Below are 21,699 nucleotides of genomic sequence, written 5' to 3' on the forward strand. Positions count from 1 at the left end.
TGGAAGCAGATGAAATATTATTGGCGAGATTTTCAAGTCATGACAGCTGATAAAATAGAGCAATGGGTGGAGAAAGTATCAAACCAATTCGGAAAAGAATACATGTTTACTTTTTAATGACAACTTAGATATTTCAGAATTAACATTATTAGCGCCTTGATAATCCCTTACATTAGATTCAAATATGTGTTTTACCAAAATTTTATTTTCATCTGTAATAAAACTAAAAAGTTCTTTAATATTTACAAGGCAAATATAGGAGCTCGTATTATTTGAAATAGTGTTTTCAACAAGATTTAGCTCAAAATCAGTATCTGGAATCTTTTGATATAGATCTATTAGTCTTTGTGCACCGATGAAATTTAAATCTGCTTTAGTATTAGTAATCTTTGATTCGATGATAGTTTTTAATTCATTAGCCTGTGCCTGAACATTAGGGTGAACATCAGATCCTTTTGAAGTGTAAAAAATATTAAATAAAACTTCACATCTTCTTGAAATTAAATTCAAAAAAATAGTTCTAAATACAGAAAATGCTTCGAGAATAGGAGAATTGTATCTATGTTTAAAATCATCAAGGTTATTATCAAGGTTAAGTAAATTACTTAAGGAGTCTTTTAGCTTTGTGATTGCTGCTTCATTGAATGAATTTTCCAATTTAGACTGAATGAGTACAACCTCTATTTCTATATTTTTCTTATATTTTTCCTTTATATACTTAACATTGATAGCAGATTCTTGACCTTCAGCATCTTCATTTTGTGATTCTGATATATCAAAAGAGTTCCAATCAATAAGATCTCCATTAATGAAAATATAAAAATTATCAATCCCCCCATCTAATGTACCATCAACATCACCCCTTTCTATTTCTTCATAACTTAACTCGTGATTTTTCAATAATTGGAGAGCTGAAAAATTCCCAAAAAATTTATTCAAACTCTGATCTATTTCTAAATCTTGTTTTTGATCTTCAATAATTTGTTGAAGAATGATATGAGCATTATTTGACATTTTTTAACCTTTTACGAAGATTCAAATTTATACTATATTGAAAACATTATACGAATTTTAAATTATTTATATATATTAGTCAGATAATATAATCTATAAAATATTTAGATTATTAAAAATTTTGCTTTTTTCAATGTTATTACTAACTCAATAATTCACTATACTATTCACGTAGACTATAAAAATCTTCTCTTTTAAAGAAATCCCTTCACATCATAGCCACCGCTCCCTAAATTTTGTAGAATAGCGTTTTTACCCCATGGTGCTTTTCTATGACCGCTTGGACTGCTCACGTCACTGTTGCGACAGTCGTTGAAAAAGACGGAAAATTCCTATTTGTTGAAGAACATACAGAAGGTGTGACCCATACTGTATTTAATCAACCTGCAGGTCATGTCGAAGCTGGCGAAACCATCATTGAAGCAGCCATTCGAGAAACCATGGAAGAAACCGGTCACGATGTAGAAATCACGAACCTTCTAGGCATGTACACTTATACTCCCCCGATGTTCCCTGATCGTACTTATTTCCGTTTCTGTTTCTTAGCTAAAGACATTCAGCACCATGCCGATGCACAGTTAGACACAGGTATTGTCGGTGCAGTATGGATGACGCTTGATGAACTCATTGAGTCTGCCCGTGCGCGCAGTCCATTAGTCATCAAAGCTGTGCAAGATGCTCTTTCAGGTCAAAAATTTCCTTTATCGCTCATTTACGAGCACCAAAATTCTCCCTTAATTTCAAATTTGGATGCTTAATCCTATGCAACAACGTGTCATCGTCGGTATGTCTGGTGGTGTAGATTCTTCTGTATCTGCAGCACTTTTACTTCAACAAGGTTATCAAGTTGAAGGTCTTTTCATGAAAAACTGGGAAGAAGATGACGGCACGGAATACTGTACGGCAATGGAAGATCTTGCCGATGCTCAAGCCGTTTGTGACAAAATTGGTATCAAACTTCATACCGCAAACTTTGCGATGGAATATTGGGACCGTGTCTTTGAGCATTTCTTAGAAGAATATGCCGCAGGTCGTACACCAAACCCAGATATTCTCTGCAACAAAGAAATTAAATTCCGCGCATTTCTAGACCATGCTGTCAACTTAGGTGCTGACTTTATTGCGACAGGCCACTATTGCCGCCGTGGTGAAACGCTAAAAAATTCACGTGGTGAAGAGTATGCACCTCTACTGCGTGGTCTAGACAACAACAAAGACCAAACCTATTTCCTACATGCAGTGCATGGTCGTGAAATTAACAAAACTTTGTTCCCTGTGGGTGAAATTGAAAAACCACAAGTGCGTAAAATCGCTGAAGAATTAGGTCTAATCACCGCGAAGAAAAAAGATTCAACAGGAATTTGCTTTATTGGCGAACGTCGATTTAATGACTTCTTAAAGCAATATTTACCTGCTCAACCCGGAAAAATCGTCCTAGACACGGGTAAAGAGGTTGGTGAACATCACGGCTTAATGTACTATACGCTCGGCCAACGTGGTGGCATCGGTCTTGGTGGTCTAAAAGGTGCTGAAGAAGGCGCTTGGTTTGTACTGCATAAAGATATCGAAGGTAATCGCCTAGTCGTTGGTCAAGGTCATGAACATCCACTCATGCAAAGCACCATTTTATGGTCTGAAGCGATTGATTGGGTGGCTGGTGAACAAGAGATTCCTGAATCAGGCTTCCGCTGCACAGCGAAAACTCGTTATCGTCAGCCTGACCAAGACTGTACAATATTTAAAGACCCTACAGCGCCAAATGGTGTGCGTGTCGAATTCGATGAGCCACAACGTGCTGTTACACCGGGTCAAAGTGTGGTGTTCTACACCGGTGAAGTTTGTTTAGGGGGTGGTGTGATTCATCATACCAATGCGCCTAAACCGGATTTTATTTCATAAGGATTGTTTCGGATGACAGAGTTACCGTTTCAACAGCCTCAAACTCTGAATACTCGCCAAAATCGCGCATTGGCGTTAGCTGCTGTTTTTCAAGCGACGCAGCTAACCCATATGACCGCATTGACGGGTACGCAAAGTATTGGTGAAAGCGGTAATTTTTATTTTGAACATCTCATCAAAGCCAGTTTGAATATCCGTCCTAAGTCGAATCAGTCTAGTCAGACGCTTGATTTTTTTAGTGGCTTGGCGGATATTTCGCTGGGATTAAAAACCTTAGAAAGTAGCATTACTCAACCCTTCAATACATCTCCCAAATCTAGACTTCCTAAACTTGCCAATACTAAGCTACCCATGACGTATGCGATGGCGTTATTGCAGTTAGAAAAGAAAGTCTATAGCAATCCTAAATTTGTCGAAATCATCGAACAATCCCAACAAAAAATTCTAAGACAGCTTTCCTTTTTTGATAATAATTATTTACATCCAAGTATCATTGCCAATTTAGCGCAAACCTATATTGAAACTGCAGGCCAAATTAATCCACGTATTATGGTTCGTGGTAATGCCGAAGCATTTAAAGACACTTCTCATACCAATCGCATTCGCGCCACCTTATTTACCGGCTTACAAATGGCACATTTATGGCGTCAGCACGGTGGTAGCTCATGGGGTATGATTTTCAGTAAGCGCAAGCTACTACAAGATATTCAAGATCTTGCCCGTTTACAGTATCAGGTGGTTTAACTGATGCAGTACGGGCTTTTTGTTTTACGTTTAATTCCAAAATTTAAGGAATCGCTATGAACGCTTTAACCGCACTTTCTCCATTAGATGGACGTTACGCAAGCAAATGTGATGCTCTACGTCCCTTCCTCTCTGAGTTTGGTTTAATCCATGCTCGTGTGACTGTTGAAGTGCGTTGGTTACAAGCGCTTGCAAACCGTCCTGAAATCACTGAAGTTCCAGCGTTCAGTGCTGAAACGAATGCTGCACTTGACGCAATCGTTGCAAATTTCTCTGAAGAAAATGCAAACCGCATTAAAGAAATTGAACGTACGACAAACCATGACGTTAAAGCGGTTGAGTATTTCCTGAAAGAACAAATTGCACATATTGATGAGCTTAAAAATGCAGGTGAATTCATTCACTTTGCATGTACATCTGAAGACATCAACAACTTGTCTCATGCTTTAATGCTTAAAAATGGCCGTGAAGTTTTAGTTGCAGCAATGCAGCAAATCATCGATTCAATCGTTGCTTTGGCTGAACAACACGCTGAACAACCAATGTTGTCTCGTACACACGGTCAAACTGCAAGCCCAACAACTTTGGGTAAAGAAATGGCGAACGTGGCTTACCGCCTTGCACGTCAAATCAAACAATTCAAACAAGTTGAATTACTTGGTAAAATCAATGGTGCAGTAGGTAACTACAACGCGCACTACTCTGCTTACCCTGAAATTAACTGGCCTGCTCATTCACAAGCATTTGTTGAATCACTAGGTTTAGAATTTAACCCGTACACCACTCAAATCGAACCACATGACTACATGGCGGAACTTTTTGATGCGCTACGTCGTTTCAACACTATTTTGATCGACTTTAACCGTGACGTTTGGGGCTACATTTCACTTGGGTTCTTCAAACAACGTTTGAAAGAAGGTGAAGTTGGTTCTTCAACTATGCCGCATAAAGTAAACCCAATTGACTTCGAAAACTCTGAAGGTAACTTGGGTATTGCAAATGCAGTACTTGCGCATTTAGGCGAAAAACTTCCTGTATCTCGCTGGCAGCGTGACTTAACTGACTCTACTGTTCTACGTAACATGGGCGTTGGTTTTGCACAAAGCTTGATCGCTTTTGAAGCTTGCTCTAAAGGTATTGGTAAACTTGAATTGAATGCTCAACGTATTCTTGAAGACCTTGACCATGCACAAGAAGTGCTTGCAGAACCGATTCAAACTGTTATGCGTCGTTATGCAGTTGAAAAACCTTACGAAAAACTTAAAGCCCTTACTCGTGGTCAAGCAATGACTCGCGACATGATGGTTGATTTCGTCAATGGTAATGAGCTTGAAGCTGTTCCTGCTGCTGACCGTGCACGTCTTGCAGAAATGACACCTGCAACTTATACAGGTAATGCATCAACTCAAGCAAAACAAGTTGCTGATTTAATTTCTAAGATCTGATTTCTAAAATCTAATTTTAGATAGATCAAAAAAACGAGGCTTCATGCCTCGTTTTTTATTTCCACCTATATACTTTATCTCTTTGGGATGAGGAACTTGCTCCGCAAGGAGATGTGGCTATCCATCTATCCCTTGCGAACTCAGAATATATTCTGAGGATTCTCATCTCCTATAAGGATAGAGGAAATTTAGAAGTAATTTATTCTGCAGGGCAATATTTCGCCCAATCATCTTTCATTCGTTGTAATTCACAACCCGTTAAAATATCTGAGTAATAAACATAATATGTGGCATTGGGATACTGAATTTCATGGCGAAACATCATGCCGCGCAAAGATACAGAGAGCTCTTCTGGAAAATCATCTGTTAAATTAAGTTCTTCAAACTCATAGTTAAAATAACAATTTTGAGTCGCAATAAATGCCTCAACAACGGCCATAGTTACTTCCAAATACTTAAACATCGATATTCATCTGAGTTTAATACAATCTTTTTAAAAATACATATCCCCAGCCGCAAACTAAAGACATTTGAAAAAATAATGCACAAATTCTAGCACCGTCTAACTAACACTTTTCATCGCATTATGGCTATACTTGCCGCGAATTATAAACATTGCACACCGATAAAAAATTTGAGCTTTGCCTTTTCATGATTGATTTCAAATTAAAACTTAAGCACATCTTAGCTTTTGCGTTATTAACTCTTGCCATTGTGATCGCCAGTATCCAACCTTTAGAAATGGAAGCATATATCCTCCATCAAATCGGCACAGCGTTTATGCTGATCGTGCTGCTCGTTTTCCTCTATAAAATAGGACTAACTTTCAGAACAGTTTGTCTGTATCTTGGCTTTTTACTGATTCATGTCATCGGTGCCCATTATTTATATTCTTATGTACCTTATTCTGAATGGACACAAGCTCTCTTCGGTTTCAACCTTGATCAAAGCATGGGATGGACCCGGAACATGTATGATCGGCTTGTACATCTTGCCTATGGATTGCTGCTCTACCCGTTCTTTTATCGCATATTTCAAATCTGGCTACCGCAGTTAAAAGCCGGAACACTCTTTTTATTGGTCGTACAATTCGTCATGGCGACCAGTTTATTTTATGAATGGATCGAATGGCTGATCGCCATTGGCTTATCACCAGAGGAAGCTGAAAATTATAATGGGCAACAAGGTGATATTTGGGATGCACATAAAGATATGCTGCTCGCAACACTTGGTGCGATGATCACTGGTGGTATTTGTTTAATGACATCAAATTTGTTGAATAACGCTAAACAAAAGCCTGAATATTTTTTATCTTAAATACTGATGTTACGCACCTAGAAGTAATTTCTCATTTTAAAAATGATTTTTAAGTCTATTCGACGGAGTCTTACATCTAGGAATTGAATAACGGGATTAGCCTTCGGCTGGAGGTACTTTTACGAAACGATGTTTCTCATTCGGCAAAATGAGAAGCGAAGCTTCGCAAGGAAACCATCTTGCGAAGCAATGCTCCTCACCGCAAAACTCGTTCGCTCGCGTCTACGTATTCAAAGTATCGCAAAAACATTTTTGATTAGAAGCAGCCCTGTCTCAAACACTTGCGGATGACGTTACCGCGTATCGTTGTTTTATTTGAATCAAATTGCACTTCTGGTGTTACTGCGTAACATCAGTTAAATATTTAAGCAGTCCATTGAATTAAGATTGAATCTGACATTTGCGGATTCAATTTTCGGTCATAATACTGAAAGCACGCTTTTGCTCCCGCTGGCATTTTTTGTAGATCATCATCTGTACGAAAATGCCGTGTATATTTTGTATGATTCACTAAAATTTCAACCCGCTCAAAAGGCTGTCTTTTATTTATATTTCCGCTACTCATATAACTCTGATAGGCCACAACAGTGCCGCAGGCTTCAGAGCGAACATCTACCTGTAGTGATGAACAATAAATATAGCCTGCCAACAGTGTTGCTGCTGGGCCAAACAGCGCAGCATACTGTTTCAGCACAGATTTTTTCACACTTTGAAAATGCAGCAAATATAGCCAAGGCCAAACCATTAGGCAAATGACACCACCTAAAATAAACAGAAAATTAGACATCATTATCATCAATATCTATGTACGCAACGCAATCTATCACAACAGCATCGTTTAGCATAAAAAAAGCTCACCGAACTGAGCTTTAAATACTTTATAAGCATAAAGATTTTAAAATTTTAGATCTTTTAATTGAACGATATTTGCATTAGCTTTGCTCAATGATTCCATCACTTTTGACATGACAGCAGGAACCAATGAATCCGCAATTTGTGCTGCTTGTAAGCCTAACTTCTCACCCAGTGTTGGTTTTTTGCGGGTTTCAATCATATATACATCATGTTGTGGCATAAGACTTAATAGATATTCATCTGACGTTTGGAGTTTATCGACCAAATTGAGATCCATTGCATCTTGACCATACCAATGCTCACCTGTGGCAACTTTATCGACATTGAGCTGAGGACGGTATTTTTCAACAAAGTGTTTAAACAAGTTATGGGTTTGCTGTAACTCTTCTTCAAATTTGGCTTTACCTTCAGCAGTATTTTCACCAAACATAGTTACGGTACGTTTGAACTGACCCGCGGTATACAGTTCAAAATCGATATGTTTTTCTTTCAATAAACGGTTAAAGTTCGGCACTTGTGCAACCACACCAATCGAACCCACCACAGCAAATGGTGCTGAAACGATTTCATTTGCAATGCAAGCCATCATATAGCCACCGCTTGCAGCAACCTTGTCCACGCAAATAGTTAAGTTAAATCCAGCATCGCGTAAACGTACCAATTGTGCAGCAGCTAGACCATAGCCATGCACCATCCCGCCTGGACTTTCTAAACGTAAAACTACGCGGTCGCGCCCAGCTTTTGCTGTCGCTAAGATTAGGGTAATTTCTTCACGTAGACTTGTCACCGCAGATGCAGCAGTATCACCATTAAAATCGATTACATAAATTTTTTGGTTATTCTTTTTACGTGCGCGCGCTTCTTTTGATAATTGTTGGCTTAGTTGCAGCAGCTCAAGTTTAGATGCAGTCGTTTGCGCAATTTTTTTTCGTTGTTCATTAATACGTGCATTTAAGTGACTTACACGAATTTCCGCAGGCAACTTAGGATTATGAAATAGCATAAAATTGAAACTCATTTAATTCATATTTATGTTGTATAACATGTGGGTTGCATCACAAAAATTCAATCTATTTTTTGAAAATAATTCTCATTGAGCCAAATTGAGCATTTTATTTCTATCAAGACGTCTCTACCTAATTATTAACTTCATAAAAAAAGAGCCTTTAGGCTCTATTTTTAAACAGACCAGTTTAACCAAAACGTCCGGTGATATACGCTTCTGTCAGCTGATGATCCGGTTGGGTAAAGACTTTTTCAGTGGAATTCACTTCAATCAAATCTCCCAAATGGAAATATGCGGTACGGTCAGATACACGCGCTGCTTGCTGCATCGAGTGTGTCACAATCGCAATGGTATATTGCGCTGAAAGTTCAGTGATGAGCTCTTCTACTTTTGCTGTTGCAATTGGATCGAGTGCTGAACAAGGTTCATCCATTAAAATCACTTCAGGACTGACAGCAATGGTTCGCGCAATACATAGACGTTGCTGCTGACCACCTGAAAGTCCTGTACCCGGTTGGTTCAAACGGTCTTTCACTTCATCCCAAAGGCCTGCTTTACGCAGACTATTTTCAACAATTTCTTCCATGTCGTATTTGTCACGTGCCAAACCATGCAATTTTGGACCATAAGCGACATTGTCAAAAATAGACTTTGGGAATGGGTTCGGCTTTTGGAAAACCATACCCACTTGGGCACGCAGTAACACCACATCGAGATTTGGATCATAGATATCTTGATTATCCATAAGCACTTGCCCTGTCACACGACAAGAATCAATCGTGTCATTCATACGATTGAGCGTACGCAGGAAAGTTGACTTACCACATCCAGACGGCCCAATAAAAGCGATCACTTCATTTTCATAAATGTTCAGATCAATGCCTTTGATCGCTTCAGATTCGCCATAGTACACATGCACATCATTGGTACTGATTTTCACATTGGTCGATTTCGCATCTTTTTTCACGCTAGATTGCGTATCGAATTGTGACACAAACGCAGTATTGGTTTGCTTTTGGCTGCCCTGTGCAGAGGTAAATTGTGTTTGTTCTGGATTCACGGACTTATCCTGATCTAAGGAATTCTTTTCTTTTGTAACGACGCTATTCATATAATGCCCTCAATTACCAGCGTACTTCAAATTTCTTACGTAACCAGATCGCTAAACTGTTTAAGCCGATCATGAGAGCAAGAAGTACAATGATTGCTGCTGCGGTACGCCCTTCAAAGAAGTTACGTAGTTCGTTACCTTGCCAAAGGAAAATTTGTACAGGTAATGCAGTGGATTGATCTAAAGGAGTGGCTGGTACACTTGCCACAAAGGCACTCATACCAATCAATAATAATGGAGCAGTTTCACCAAGGGCTTGCGCAACACCAATGATGGCACCGGTTAAGATACCCGGTAATGCCAGTGGCAAGACATGGTGAAATACAGTTTGTAAACGTGATGCACCCAAACCTAAAGCGGCTTGACGAATCGATGGCGGTACAGCTTTGAGTGAAGCACGTGTGGTAATAATGACCGTTGGTAGTGTCATCAAACTTAAGACTAAACCACCAACCACAGGTGCCGAAAGCGGCATGTGCATCCAACCAATAAAGATCGCAGCACCAAGTAAACCAAAGACAATCGAAGGAACCGCTGCTAGGTTGTTAATGTTGACTTCGACAACATCGGTAATCCAGTTTTTAGGTGCAAATTCTTCTAAGTAAATTGCGGATGCTACACCGATTGGAATCGAAATAATGATCACGATCAGCATCATGAAGAGTGAACCCATAAACGCCCCTGCTAAACCTGAAGTTGCAGGTGAGCTACGAGAGTCTGGATTTTTAAATATTTCAGTATTAAATGAGTTGGTGATAACACCGTCAGCCTTGAGTTTATCTGCGAGTTGGCGTACTTCTGGGCTCAATTGTTGCTGTTCATCAGGCAAGCTGCGGTCAATATTACCCGCTAACCAGACATCGACATTGGCATCTGCAAGGATTTTCAAATCTTGCTTTTGGCCAATCAATGATGGATCTGCCATAACCATGTCACGTAAGCGATATGCTTCTGAACTGGTATATAAACTGTTGAGATCATCACGTTGAGAGGCAATCGCTGGATCTTTTGCAATGATCCCATTCACAATCAGCGCATCCCAATCCACCATGCCCATTTCAGTTTGCCAAGCAATATAACGCTCTTGGAACTGTGCAGGAGATTCACCTTCTTTTTGAACCGGTTTCGCACCTATATTGACAATGCTTGGATCAAAAAACACAGGCACCGTCATCGAGCTTTGCCAGAATGCTGGTAAGCCTTTGGCTAAAATACTGCCAAACAATAGCACGACGAACAATAAGCCAGTCACTACTGCACTAAAGCCCAAGACACGGAAGGTATTTTCTTTACGGTGTCTTTTCGCCAATGAGTTTTCAATGATTTTCTTACGTTTTTCACGAAGCTCAGCGGCTGCATGTGAATCAAATTTTTGATCCATGTTTGATGTATTCGTAGTACTCATTCGTATTGCTCACGGTATTTACGCACAATGTACAGTGCAACAATATTCAGCCCTAAGGTAATCACAAACAGTGTTAAACCGAGTGCAAAAGCGACCAATGCTTGAGGACTCGCAAAGTCTGTATCACCTGTTAATTGGTTTACGATGGTAATAGTGACGGTAGACACCGCTTCGAGTGGGTTGATATGCAGTAAAGGACTGTTCCCTGCTGCAAGCACCACAATCATGGTTTCACCAATTGCACGAGATGCTGCCAATAAGAATGCACCGATAATGCCCGGCAATGCAGCTGGAATCACCACTTGACGAATGGTTTCTGATTTTGTCGCACCCAAACCAAGTGAACCATCACGAAGCGCGCGAGGCACTTGAGTAATGATGTCGTCAGATAATGATGAAACGAATGGGATAATCATAATCCCCATCACAAAGCCTGCTGTTAAAGCACTGGTTGCATTAATATCGAGTCCGATATATGCGCCGAGCTGTTTTGCAAAGGGTCCAATAATCATTAAGGCAAATACACCATAAACGATGGTTGGAATACCTGCGAGAACTTCAATAGCCGGTTTTGCCCAGGCGCGAAAACTTGGCTTGGCATATTCAGCTAAATAAATGGCAATCATCAAACCAACTGGAACAGCAACCAATAGCGCAATACCACTGACCATGAGTGTGCCCCAAAGGAGTGGCAGCAAACCATAACTACCTTCAGCATTCCCTGATGTACTAAAGCCGGGGTTCCATTCAGTGCCTAAGAAGAAATCTAGTGGACTAACAAAACTAAAGAAACGCATGGCTTCACTGAACATCGACATCACAATGCCAACTGTTGTCAGGATTGCGACACCCGAACACAGTGCCAATGCAATATTAATGACTTTTTCGACTTGGTTACGTGCACGATATTTTTCTGCGATGCGGCGTTTAGCCATGACTAAACCAATCAATCCCGCACAAATCACAATGGCCAATTTTGCATATGAGCCAATGTTTTCAATTTTCTTTAATTGTTCTGCTGCTGCAAGTTCATATGCAGCTGGCGTATCACTCACCCCAAAACCAGAAGCAATCGCTTGAACGCGGTCAACCATTACGCTCGTGCTTGCAGGATCTAAACTTAAACGAATATTTTCAGGGACATTATTTAAAATAACATGTTGAAAAATACTCGGTTCAACCAAGTTCCAAACAATCAAGATTAAAAAAGCGGGAATCCCACACCATAAAGCGACCAAAACACCATAGTAGCCCGGTCGTGAATGCAACATTGCTGAGTTATTGCCTTTACCTGCAAGTTTGCGACTTTTGGTCAGTCCAACTTGATAAGCGATTGCAATAATTGCGAGCAACACACCAATAAGTAGCAGATTCATGTAATCTCCACTGTTTTTTCAAAAGCCCTTCTTGAAAAAACTGTTTCTTTGCAAAAAGCCAATGGCAGGTCAATCCTGCCATTGGCTGTTTCAATCCAATTATTTAACTGCTTTACCCGCTTTAAAGTTTGCAAGAACTGCAGCGCGTTCTTTATCAGACATTGAAATTAAGCCTGCTTTTTCTAGCTTAGAACCTTTACCTGATACTTTTTTGCTAAGGAAGAATTCTGTGAACTCTTTTAAGCCTTTAATTGATTTTAAGTGCTCACCTTTTACGTAGAAGAACAATGGACGAGATACTGGGTATGAACCATTCAGAATTGTTTTCTCAGATGGCGCTACATTATTCACTGTCGCTACACGTAATTTGTCACGGTTTTGATCATAGAAACCTAAACCAAAAACACCGACTGCATTTGGAGATGTTTTTAAACGTGCGAGTGTTTCAGTGTAGTCACCAGCAATTTCAATTACACGGCCATCTTTACGGAATGTAGAACATGCCTTTTTCTTTGCATCTTTATCTAGCTTCGCAAATGCTTGGTAAGTTTCACAGCCAGCATCTACCATTTTCTCTTGGAACACTTCACGTGTACCATGGTTTGATGCAGGAATAACTAAAGTGATTGCTTCATTTGGTAAAGTTGGGTCGATTTGATTCCAACGAGTGTATGGGTTTGGAACCAATTTACCTTTTGATGGTAGTTCCGCAGCGAGTGCAGCAAATACATGCTGTGGGCGAAGTTTAAAAGCCGCTTTTTTCGCATTTGACGCAAATACGATACCGTCATATCCAACTTTAATTTCTAAGATTTGGTTAACGCCGGCTTTTTTACATGCAGCCAATTCAGTATCTTTAATTTTACGAGATGCATTTGCAACGTCAATTGTGTTGTCGCCAACACCATTACAGAATTGTTTCAAACCACCCGAAGTACCGCCTGAACCAACGACAGGTGCTTTAAATTGTGGGAATGTATTACCAAACTCTTCTGCAACAATACTTGCATAAGGCAGTACAGTTGAAGAACCAGCAATTTGGATCGTGTCACGAGCTGCATTTGCAGTTGTAGCGACTGTTGCCCCAGTAGTGAGTACCATAGCAAGTGCGATATGATTTAAGCGCATTCTCATCTCTCTTAATTGATGCATTTATTGGAGTACGCCACTTTTGTTTTTAAAGTCTTGTACTTTTTCGATATACGCATTTTGATTTTAGAGTATGACAGTTAGGTTACATCTTTATGACGCTTTTATGATAATTGATGATTGCACATTGATTTAAATATAATTCTTTATTTTTCAACATGTAATGAAATTTATCAAAGTATTGGTCTTATTTATTTCTACTTTGATATTCGTAAGAATTCATGTCCTTGTCATATTTTGTCTTATTTTCTTTTTTCAAATTCCCCTCTTTTTCTGAATGATGCAGATTTGCATGTTCTATTTTTTATTTCCTCGTATTCCAATAATTGAAATTTCATTACATTTTTAGTTCGCTCAATATGCAAGTTTACATAAAAACAGAGCCTAAAATGACCAGTAAAGCCATTGCGACATTTAATCCGGACTTGCCTGTGCATATGACTTTTGAAGAACATGACTGGCACTTACTTGCAGAATATTGGTATCCGATTGCATTAGCACGTGAAATCAGCGAACAACCTTATGGCACCATGCTTTTAGATATGCCGCTCGTCATCTATAAAATGGGAGAAGAACTGATTGTCGCTAAAGATGCCTGCCCACACCGCGGCGTACCCCTAAGTTTAGGTAAAAATGATGGTCTAGGCGTGGTCTGCCGCTATCATGGTTTACGCTTTGGTGAACACGGTCATTGCAATCGCATCCCTGCACATCCTGAGCACAAAATTTCACCTCGTTTCAACTTGCGTACTTATGCCGCTGTTGAGCGTTATGGACTGATATGGTGCTCGCTCACTGCACCTAAAGATGCTGCGCCAAACATTCCCGTCATGCCGAATTGGGATGAAGCCGAGTTTCAGCAATTGGTGTGCCCAACGGTCGATTTTCAGTGTTTTGCTGGCCGACAACTTGAAGGTTTTATTGATGTGGCTCATTTTGCATGGGTACATCCCGATACCTTTGGCGACCCTGAAAATGTAGAAGTGCCTGACTATAAAACCACAGAAACAGCAACTGGCTTTAATGCAAACTATTGGAGCAGTGTTGGGCGCTATCCAATTGGTTTAGAACAGCGCGGACAAGAGGGTTTCCAATGGCTGCGCCATTTTGAAATTCATCTGCCGTTTACCGCAACGCTGACGATTCATTTTCCAAATAACAGCAAGCAAGTGATTATGAATGCTGCTTCACCGATGACTGCTCGTTCTACCCGTCTATTTGCACCGATTTGCCGTAACTATGACAAAGACCTGCCTGTAGAAGATGCTTACGACTTTAACCTGAAAATATTTGAGGAAGACCGTTTAGTCTCTGAATCGCAAAAGCCTGAATATTTGCCTTTGGATTTAAGCATTGAAGCACATTTCCCAGCTGACCGTAGTTCGAGTATGTACCGCAAACTGCTGCGTAAGAAAGGTTTTAGTCCATTGTTTGCAGCATAACATCAATATCGTATTGCATTCACCTCACCCTAACCCTCTCCTACAAGGAGAGGGAAACTCCTTTACAAGCCTTATATTGGTTATAAATATTGTGGTATCTCACTCATCAAATGATAAACATCAATGACTATCGCGACTGGAGACAGGGATGTCACTATAAGGTAATGGTCACATGGATGTACCTTTTGCCTGAGAAGGATTTTAGTTACTTTGATCCCTCAAAGTAACAATCTGCCTACGCAGTAAACTATCATCTCTCAATGAAAAATTGCGGCCATGTAATAAATTAAGCGCCTTTTCATTTAAAACAAAAAAAAGGAGCTCAAATGAGCTCCTTCTTCTACAACTACAAAATGACAATTAGTCAATTGCAGGTATATATGTACCGTCAGCGATTGGGCCTTTGATACGGTCAGCTTCTGCAAGCACCAGAGCAAGCAAATTCTTCACGTTGTCTAAAGTCGCTACTGGGCTTAAAGTGGTCATTTTCAATGATTGAACTTGACCTACTTTAGTTACACCAATATTCGCTTCACCACGTGCAAATAATTCATCTGCTACGTTTTGGTTCAATGTATCTAACAATTCAGCTGGGTAACCTTCAGGGATCACACGGAACAATACCGATGCAAATTGCGGATCAACCAGCATTTCTAGACCGTCAGTTGCATTGATATAATCTGCAACATCACGTGTAAGACCTACACCATGATCGATCATCGAACCATAAAGCTCTTCACCTAGCGCCTCAACTGTCATCCACAATTTCAACGCATCAAAACGGCGAGTGGTTTGCAGTGACTTAGACACTAAGTTAGGTACACCATGCTCTTCATCATAAGCAGAGTTTAAGTACTCAGCTTCATAATGCATGAAACGATAGTTCGCTTCATCTTTAAGCAAGAATGCGCCACATGAAATCGTTTGGAAGTAATGCTTATGGAAATCAAGCGTTACTGAGTCAGACAGTTCAATACCGTCTAACATTGAACGATAGTCATTTGAAAGAATCAGTGCACCGCCCCATGCTGCGTCGATATGCATCCACGCGCCATATTTATTGGTGATTGCACGCACTTCTTTCAATGGGTCAATCGCGCCCGCATCAGTTGTACCCGCAGTTGCAACTACACATGCCACGATTTTGCCTTCAGCTTGAAGGTGCGCCATGGTTTTCTCAAGTGCATCCATGTCCATGCGTGCATTTGCATCTACAGGAACAGTGACAACAGATTGGAAACCCATACCCATCATGGCCATGTTCTTTTGCACAGAGAAGTGTGCATTTTCAGAACAGATCACTTTGACGTTACGCATTGCTTCTGCAGGTACGCCATCACGCTGAACAGACCATGGGTTACCGTTTTCGTCTTTCCAGTTTTTAGCAATACATGCATCACGTGCAAGCAAAACACCCATTAAGTTAGACTGCGTACCGCCAGAGGTGAATACACCTGCTTGACCTGCACCATAACCAACTTTTTGGCGAAGCCAGTCAATTAACTGAACTTCCATCAATGAACCGGCAGGGCTTTGATCCCATGAGTCCATAGATTGGTTTGTCGCGTTAATGAGCACTTCAGCGATTTGGCTTGTTACCATTGTTGGGCAATGCAAATGCGCTAAAGAATGTGGGTGATGTACTTTTAAGCTTTTGTTTAAGAACAGCTCAACCATACGGTCTAGGGATTTTTGTACACCCATACCTTCTTTTGAAGGATTGAATGCAATTGCACTACGAAGCTCTTTAATGCTACCGCCGGTGTACATTTTGTCATTTTGCAACCATGCAGAAACGGCTTTTACCGCTTCGCCCATTGCTGACTGATAGTCAGCAATGGATTGTGCATCATTGCAGAATAACGCTTTACGATGTTCTGCAAAATCTACCATGACTTATGCGCCTCGAGTTGCAACAAGTGCTTCAGCAAGTGCTTTCTTGAAGCGAACGATCACCTCAATACATTCAGCTTGGTTAATGATCAATGGGCAAAGTAAACGAATGACTGTACCGTTACGACCACCTTTTTCTAACAACAATTTGTTGTTGAAACATGCTGCTTGAATTGCTGCTGCCAATTGAGAATCACCTGGTAAAGACCCCATGTGATCTGCTTTTTGACGTTCATCAACAATTTCAACACCAATCATCAAACCACGGCCACGTACGTTGCCGATACATGGGAATTCTACCGCTAATTTTTTAATTTCAGCTTGTAAGAAGTCGCCACGCTCTTGTGCGTTTTGAGCCAAGTTTTGTTCTTTGATGGTTTTGATTGTTGCAAGACCAGTACCCATAGCAAGTTGGTTTCCACGGAATGTACCCGTGTGACCTGCTGGTTGCCATGCGTCAAACTTACGTTTAATACCCAATACTGCAAGTGGTAAGCTACCACCAACTGCTTTAGACATTACAACGACGTCTGGCTCAATACCTGCATGTTCAAAGGCAAACATTTTACCTGAACGTGCAAAGCCCGCTTGTACTTCATCAAGAATCAACACGATGTTGTGCTTTTCAGTCACTTCTCGGATTTTCTTTAACCATTTTACAGGTGCAGTCACCACACCGCCTTCACCTTGGATTGCTTCCAAGATTACAGCTGCAGGTTTTGTTACACCGCTTTCTACGTCTTCAATGAAGTTTTCGAAATAATACGTTAATGCGTCTACACCCGCTTCACCACCAATGCCTAATGGGCAACGGTATTCATGCGGATACGGCATAAATTGAACACCCGGCATTAAGCCGTTCACAGCATTTTTAGCAGACAAGTTACCTGTCATTGCTAAAGAACCGTGAGTCATACCATGGTAACCACCTGAGAAGCTGATTACTGAACTACGACCAGTGTAAGTTTTTGCTAATTTAATTGCTGCTTCTGTACCATCTGCACCAGACGGGCCACAGAACTGTAGACAATACTCTTCTTTACCACCAGGTAATTGCTCAAGTAGTGCTTCAGTAAAAGCATCTTTTAAAGGCGTTGTTAAATCCAAAGTATGCAATGGGAGGCCACTTGCAAGTGTATCTTGGATACTTTGAATTACCGCAGGATGATTATGGCCTAATGCCAATGTTCCTGCCCCAGCTAAACAATCGAGGTACTCTGTACCTTCAACATCGGTAACCCAACAACCTAAAGCTTTTGCTATCGCAAGTGGAAGTTTACGCGGATAGCTACGAACATTGGATTCCATCTGGCTTTGGCGAGTCAAATAGTATTCGTTAGTAGAATTAGTGGCAGGGTTTACAGAAGAAACGCTCATATCGAATTACCATCTCTGATATGGGTTGAAAGAAATAAGTCGGGTGACTTGCGGTCCTTTGACTCGGTGCTTTATGAGTTTCTAGTTAGTTTTAAGAGCTCTTTGTGTAATGGCTAACTAGACGGCGGATGATACAGACTTTTTCAATAAAATAAATCACTTTTATGATCAAATAAAAAGATAATTTAGAGAAAAAACAGATCTATGCCATGGATAACCTGAATTATCATCTTACAGTGTGACAAAACAAAGAAAACCTTTTTATTTTATGCTTTTTTACAATTTATGAATGATTATTGTAATCTTCAAACATTTACGCAATTAAGTATTGATTATTTGAAGCAATATTCATCAAGCACTGCATTTATTTTTCTTGAAAGATTTACAATCCCACCACAGATTTTCCTTTAATCCATCACAATCCCCTTTTAAGATAAGAGCATAAGCTAAATTAGTCATTCTGAAAGAAGAATAGGTCATAACAATGCGTAAAATTATCTTATCTACTGTTTTATTAGCATCCGGTCTAGGTTTGGCAGCAGCAACTCAAGCAGCCGACCCACTCAATTACAACATCGTGAACATTCAGGCGGATGCTACTCGCCAAGTGTCGAACGACCAAATGTATGCCGTTTTATATATTGAAAAATCAAATAAACAGCCGGCTGAACTTGCTACCCAAATCAACCAATTGATGACCCAAGCGGTGAACACAGCCCGTAAATACCCTGCGGTAAAAATCGAAACGGGATCTCAAAGCACCTACCCGATTTATGACAATGACAGTCGTAAATTGAAAGAATGGCGTGGTCGTGCCGAAGTGCGTTTAGAAAGTACAGACTTTAAAGCAGCTAGCCAATTGGTGAGCGAGTTACAACAAAATTTCCAAACTCAATCCATCAGCTTTAGTGTGTCAGATGCACAGCGTAAAAAAGTAGAAAATGAGTTGATGGTTGAAGCCTCTAAAAACTTTCAACAACGTGCCCAAGCGCTCGCTCAAGCATGGAATAAATCAGGCTACAACTTAGTTAATATTAATTTAAATACTAGCAATTATGGTGGACAGCCAGTACCGCGTATGGCGATGATGAAAGCTGCAAGTGCTGATGCTATTCCTGAACAAGAAATGGCAGGTGGTGAATCTAAAATCACGGTCAGTGCAAATGGCTCTATCCAGTTCAAATAATTAAATTCATTTTAAGAAACCGTGCTTTAGCGCGGTTTTTTAATTATAAAACCCACCTATTCTTTATTTAAATTAAAAAGTCTATTAGCTTAGTCAAATTCATAGTTTTAAATGATAATCATCCTTATTTAAATTTATCACACTCAAGATTATGATACGCACACTCTCTCCATTGCTCACACTTTTATGTATAGTTCAAGCAAAAAAGCTTCAAAACTTCCCTTTATTACCGCTGAGTATTGCCGTTGGTATAAGTATGGTTGCCACTATGGCTTCTGCTGCTGAAAATACAGATACCGCGCAGGCTAATGTTTTACCGACCATCACCATTGAAACTCAAGGGAACTGGCTGGAAAACGCCAATGAAAAAAAGGTGCAAAAGCATGCCGGTGCGCGGACCATTATTGACCGTAAACGCTTAAACGAAAGCGCAGCAACATCTCTAAAAAATGCGTTACGCCAAGTTTCTGGTGTTCAGGTTCAAGAAAATAATGGTACTGGCGGTAGCGATGTTTCATTAAATATTGGCGTTCGTGGATTAACTTCTCGCCTCTCTCCACGTTCAACTGTGTTGATCGATGGCATACCAATGTCATTTGCACCGTATGGCCAACCACAGCTTTCGATGGCGCCTGTCTCTTTAGGAAATATAGAATCTGTTGATGTAGTCCGTGGTGCAGGTTCTGTCCGTTTTGGGCCACAAAATGTCGGCGGTATTATCAACTTTGCCACACGTAGCATTCCTGAAGACTTTAAAGGTGCCGTGGCATTAAACTCTGAATATGCAACTGGTACGGATCAGGTAAAATTAAGTCCTAGTCTGTTTGTTGGTGGAACATTTGATAATGGTTTAGGTCTTGCCTTGCTTTATTCAGGTACTAAAGGCAACGGTTATCGTGAAGCGAACAATAAAAATGACATTGATGATGTCATGTTAAAAACCGCTTATGACATAACAGATCAAGATAAAATAGCGTTAAATTTCCATCACTACGATGGTACAGGTGAAATGCCTGAAGGTTTAAGTGCTGCTGAATTCGAAGTAAATCCATATCAAACGTCGCATTATCGTGACTTTTTCACTGGCCGTCGTTCAGATGTATCCCTACGTTATACACATAAAGATGACACGAACAACTTTGAACTTTTAAGTTATTACATCGATTCATTCCGTACCAGCAACCTTGAATCTACTTTAGCCAACGGCAATCATCGCTTAGATGCCTCACCGCGTGATTATAAAGTCTTTGCCATTGAGCCACGTTATTCACGTAGCTATAGTTTAGGTAGCACGCTGAATGAAGTGACTGTCGGCTACCGTTATATGGACGAAGAGAGCACCGAGTTCGCAGGCCGTACTGAATACGCAGCAGATGCAGAACCCGGTCAGTTTATAGCACGTACCCGTAGTGCGGGTGGCACCAAAGCGCATGCTGCTTATATCGATAACCGTATAGAACTGGGTAAATGGAATATTACACCCGGCGTTCGTTTTGAATCGATTGATACGCAAAACAGTTTTAGTGCCTATAAAAATGGCGTATTACAAAATACTGTTCATCCATCGATCCAATCAGATGAATTTTTGCCAAGTTTAGCTATCCTGTATAAAGCAACAGACCATTGGAATTTCTTTGCCAATGCCGGTGTCTCTTTTGGTCCACAGCAATATAACCAGTTAGCAACAACGCAAGGTACTACAGCGGTCACCACCTTAGATGGCTTACATCCTGAAAAGTCTAATAACTATGAAATTGGTACCAAATATTTAGGCAATGGTTTGAGTGCTGAATTGACTGCGTTTTATCTAGATTTTGACAAAGAACTGATTTTAGAACGTGATGCTGCAAACAATGGCATTTGGACTGACCTCGGTGCTACAAGTCATAAAGGGATCGAAACCGGTTTTAGCTATGACTTTGGACATTTAGCTGACAAGCTCAAAGGCTTAAAAGCCTATGGTAATTACACCTATACCAAAGCGGTTGCTGAAGCAGGTAACTTTAAAGGTAAAGATTTGCCCTTCTATTCACAAAATGTCGCAAACTTTGGCTTAGGCTATAAATATGATGCTTGGTCCATCAATGCTGACATGTACGCACAATCTAAGCAACGTGCTCCAGGTAACCAAGATTCGGGGATCTATCAAACTGAAGAAACTGCAAACGGTAAACTGAGCGATATTCCTGGCTATTCAACTTTCGCTGTACGTACAGGCTATGACTTTAGCGGTTCGCTGCAAGGGGTTAAAGTTGCCGCTGGCATCAAGAATGTATTTGATAAACAGTATTTCACCCGTTCATCAGATGCAACCGGTGGTAAATATATTGGTCAGCCACGAACCTTCTTCTTACAAATTTCATTCGACTTTTAAACTGGTCTAAATATAAAGATCCCACCATGTGTGGGATCTTTATTGAATAATATATATGGACATCCATATATTCATATGTAAAGATATATGAAAATCCATATATGCA

The 21,699-nt window shown here is 40.3% G+C and carries 18 protein-coding genes and 1 pseudogene; 9 read left to right on the forward strand and 10 right to left on the reverse strand.

Annotation, left to right across the window (positions count from 1 at the left end):
- Window positions 1–117 (forward strand): annotated as a pseudogene (locus FTV37_RS06860) (transposase); the annotation flags it as partial.
- Here the strand turns inward: FTV37_RS06860 and FTV37_RS06865 are convergent.
- Window positions 79–1,014, reverse strand: a complete 936-nt coding sequence (locus tag FTV37_RS06865) for a hypothetical protein (RefSeq protein WP_180063363.1) — start codon at window positions 1,012–1,014, stop codon at window positions 79–81. The pseudogene FTV37_RS06860 and the gene FTV37_RS06865 overlap by 39 nt on opposite strands.
- Window positions 1,015–1,286: 272 nt before the next feature.
- Here FTV37_RS06865 and FTV37_RS06870 point away from each other — a divergent pair, with 272 nt between their 5' ends.
- Genes FTV37_RS06870 through purB form a run of 4 tightly spaced genes read left to right on the forward strand, consistent with a single transcriptional unit; the run spans window position 1,287 to window position 5,102 of the window.
- Window positions 1,287–1,772, forward strand: a complete 486-nt coding sequence (locus FTV37_RS06870; RefSeq protein ID WP_078190179.1) for an NUDIX hydrolase — start codon at window positions 1,287–1,289, stop codon at window positions 1,770–1,772.
- Between the two features lie 4 nt (window positions 1,773–1,776).
- Window positions 1,777–2,913: a tRNA 2-thiouridine(34) synthase MnmA gene (mnmA, locus tag FTV37_RS06875; protein ID WP_180063364.1), complete on the forward strand. Its 1,137-nt coding sequence runs from the start codon at window positions 1,777–1,779 to the stop codon at window positions 2,911–2,913.
- A gap of 12 nt (window positions 2,914–2,925) precedes the next feature.
- Entirely contained in the window at window positions 2,926–3,657 is a 732-nt protein-coding gene (hflD, locus tag FTV37_RS06880) for a high frequency lysogenization protein HflD (protein WP_218947568.1), read from the forward strand.
- A 56-nt stretch (window positions 3,658–3,713) separates the two neighbouring features.
- Window positions 3,714–5,102 (forward strand): adenylosuccinate lyase, encoded by a 1,389-nt coding sequence (gene purB / locus FTV37_RS06885; protein ID WP_180063366.1) that lies wholly within the window; start codon window positions 3,714–3,716, stop codon window positions 5,100–5,102.
- A gap of 199 nt (window positions 5,103–5,301) precedes the next feature.
- On the opposite strand, the gene FTV37_RS06890 is transcribed toward purB, so the two are convergent.
- Window positions 5,302–5,541: a hypothetical protein gene (locus tag FTV37_RS06890; RefSeq protein ID WP_180063367.1), complete on the reverse strand. Its 240-nt coding sequence runs from the start codon at window positions 5,539–5,541 to the stop codon at window positions 5,302–5,304.
- Between the two features lie 212 nt (window positions 5,542–5,753).
- Between FTV37_RS06890 and FTV37_RS06895 the strand changes: the two genes are divergently transcribed.
- Window positions 5,754–6,419, forward strand: coding sequence for a DUF2238 domain-containing protein (locus FTV37_RS06895; protein WP_180063368.1), 666 nt, complete (start codon window positions 5,754–5,756; stop codon window positions 6,417–6,419).
- 364 nt (window positions 6,420–6,783) lie between these two features.
- Here FTV37_RS06895 and FTV37_RS06900 read toward each other — a convergent pair whose 3' ends face one another.
- The 6 genes from FTV37_RS06900 to FTV37_RS06925 all read right to left on the reverse strand — a co-directional run bounded on the left by FTV37_RS06900 (window position 6,784) and on the right by FTV37_RS06925 (window position 13,300).
- Entirely contained in the window at window positions 6,784–7,209 is a 426-nt protein-coding gene (locus FTV37_RS06900) for a hypothetical protein (protein WP_257224236.1), read from the reverse strand.
- 105 nt (window positions 7,210–7,314) lie between these two features.
- A complete protein-coding gene (gene sohB / locus FTV37_RS06905) occupies window positions 7,315–8,277 on the reverse strand; it encodes a protease SohB (protein ID WP_180009607.1) in 963 nt (320 codons plus the stop codon).
- 190 nt (window positions 8,278–8,467) lie between these two features.
- Window positions 8,468–9,391, reverse strand: a complete 924-nt coding sequence (gene pstB / locus FTV37_RS06910; protein ID WP_218947569.1) for a phosphate ABC transporter ATP-binding protein PstB — start codon at window positions 9,389–9,391, stop codon at window positions 8,468–8,470.
- A 13-nt stretch (window positions 9,392–9,404) separates the two neighbouring features.
- Window positions 9,405–10,796: a phosphate ABC transporter permease PstA gene (gene pstA, locus FTV37_RS06915; protein WP_180063369.1), complete on the reverse strand. Its 1,392-nt coding sequence runs from the start codon at window positions 10,794–10,796 to the stop codon at window positions 9,405–9,407.
- Window positions 10,793–12,172 carry a phosphate ABC transporter permease subunit PstC gene (gene pstC, locus FTV37_RS06920; protein ID WP_180063370.1) on the reverse strand — a complete coding sequence of 460 codons (1,380 nt, stop codon included), beginning with the start codon at window positions 12,170–12,172 and terminating at the stop codon, window positions 10,793–10,795. The genes pstA and pstC overlap by 4 nt, the downstream gene beginning before the upstream one ends.
- A 99-nt stretch (window positions 12,173–12,271) precedes the next feature.
- Complete coding sequence (locus tag FTV37_RS06925; protein ID WP_180063371.1) at window positions 12,272–13,300, reverse strand: substrate-binding domain-containing protein; 1,029 nt, start codon at window positions 13,298–13,300, stop codon at window positions 12,272–12,274.
- A gap of 410 nt (window positions 13,301–13,710) precedes the next feature.
- Here FTV37_RS06925 and FTV37_RS06930 point away from each other — a divergent pair, with 410 nt between their 5' ends.
- Window positions 13,711–14,763 (forward strand): Rieske 2Fe-2S domain-containing protein, encoded by a 1,053-nt coding sequence (locus FTV37_RS06930; protein WP_180063372.1) that lies wholly within the window; start codon window positions 13,711–13,713, stop codon window positions 14,761–14,763.
- Between the two features lie 360 nt (window positions 14,764–15,123).
- Here the strand turns inward: FTV37_RS06930 and FTV37_RS06935 are convergent, their stop codons facing one another.
- The gene (locus FTV37_RS06935; protein WP_180063373.1) at window positions 15,124–16,656 is read right to left on the reverse strand and encodes an aspartate aminotransferase family protein; all 1,533 of its coding nucleotides are present in this window, start codon (window positions 16,654–16,656) and stop codon (window positions 15,124–15,126) included.
- Between the two features lie 3 nt (window positions 16,657–16,659).
- The gene (locus tag FTV37_RS06940) at window positions 16,660–18,033 is read right to left on the reverse strand and encodes a diaminobutyrate--2-oxoglutarate transaminase (RefSeq protein WP_180026310.1); all 1,374 of its coding nucleotides are present in this window, start codon (window positions 18,031–18,033) and stop codon (window positions 16,660–16,662) included.
- Between the two features lie 484 nt (window positions 18,034–18,517).
- On the opposite strand from FTV37_RS06940, the gene FTV37_RS06945 reads away from it, so the two are divergent.
- The gene (locus tag FTV37_RS06945) at window positions 18,518–19,219 is read left to right on the forward strand and encodes an SIMPL domain-containing protein (protein ID WP_078191855.1); all 702 of its coding nucleotides are present in this window, start codon (window positions 18,518–18,520) and stop codon (window positions 19,217–19,219) included.
- Between the two features lie 151 nt (window positions 19,220–19,370).
- Window positions 19,371–21,593: a TonB-dependent receptor family protein gene (locus FTV37_RS06950; protein WP_373683562.1), complete on the forward strand. Its 2,223-nt coding sequence runs from the start codon at window positions 19,371–19,373 to the stop codon at window positions 21,591–21,593.
- The last annotated feature ends 106 nt before the right edge of the window (window positions 21,594–21,699 follow it).

The sequence above is a fragment of the Acinetobacter sp. YH16042 genome (assembly GCF_013417245.1).
GTDB lineage: Bacteria > Pseudomonadota > Gammaproteobacteria > Pseudomonadales > Moraxellaceae > Acinetobacter > Acinetobacter amyesii.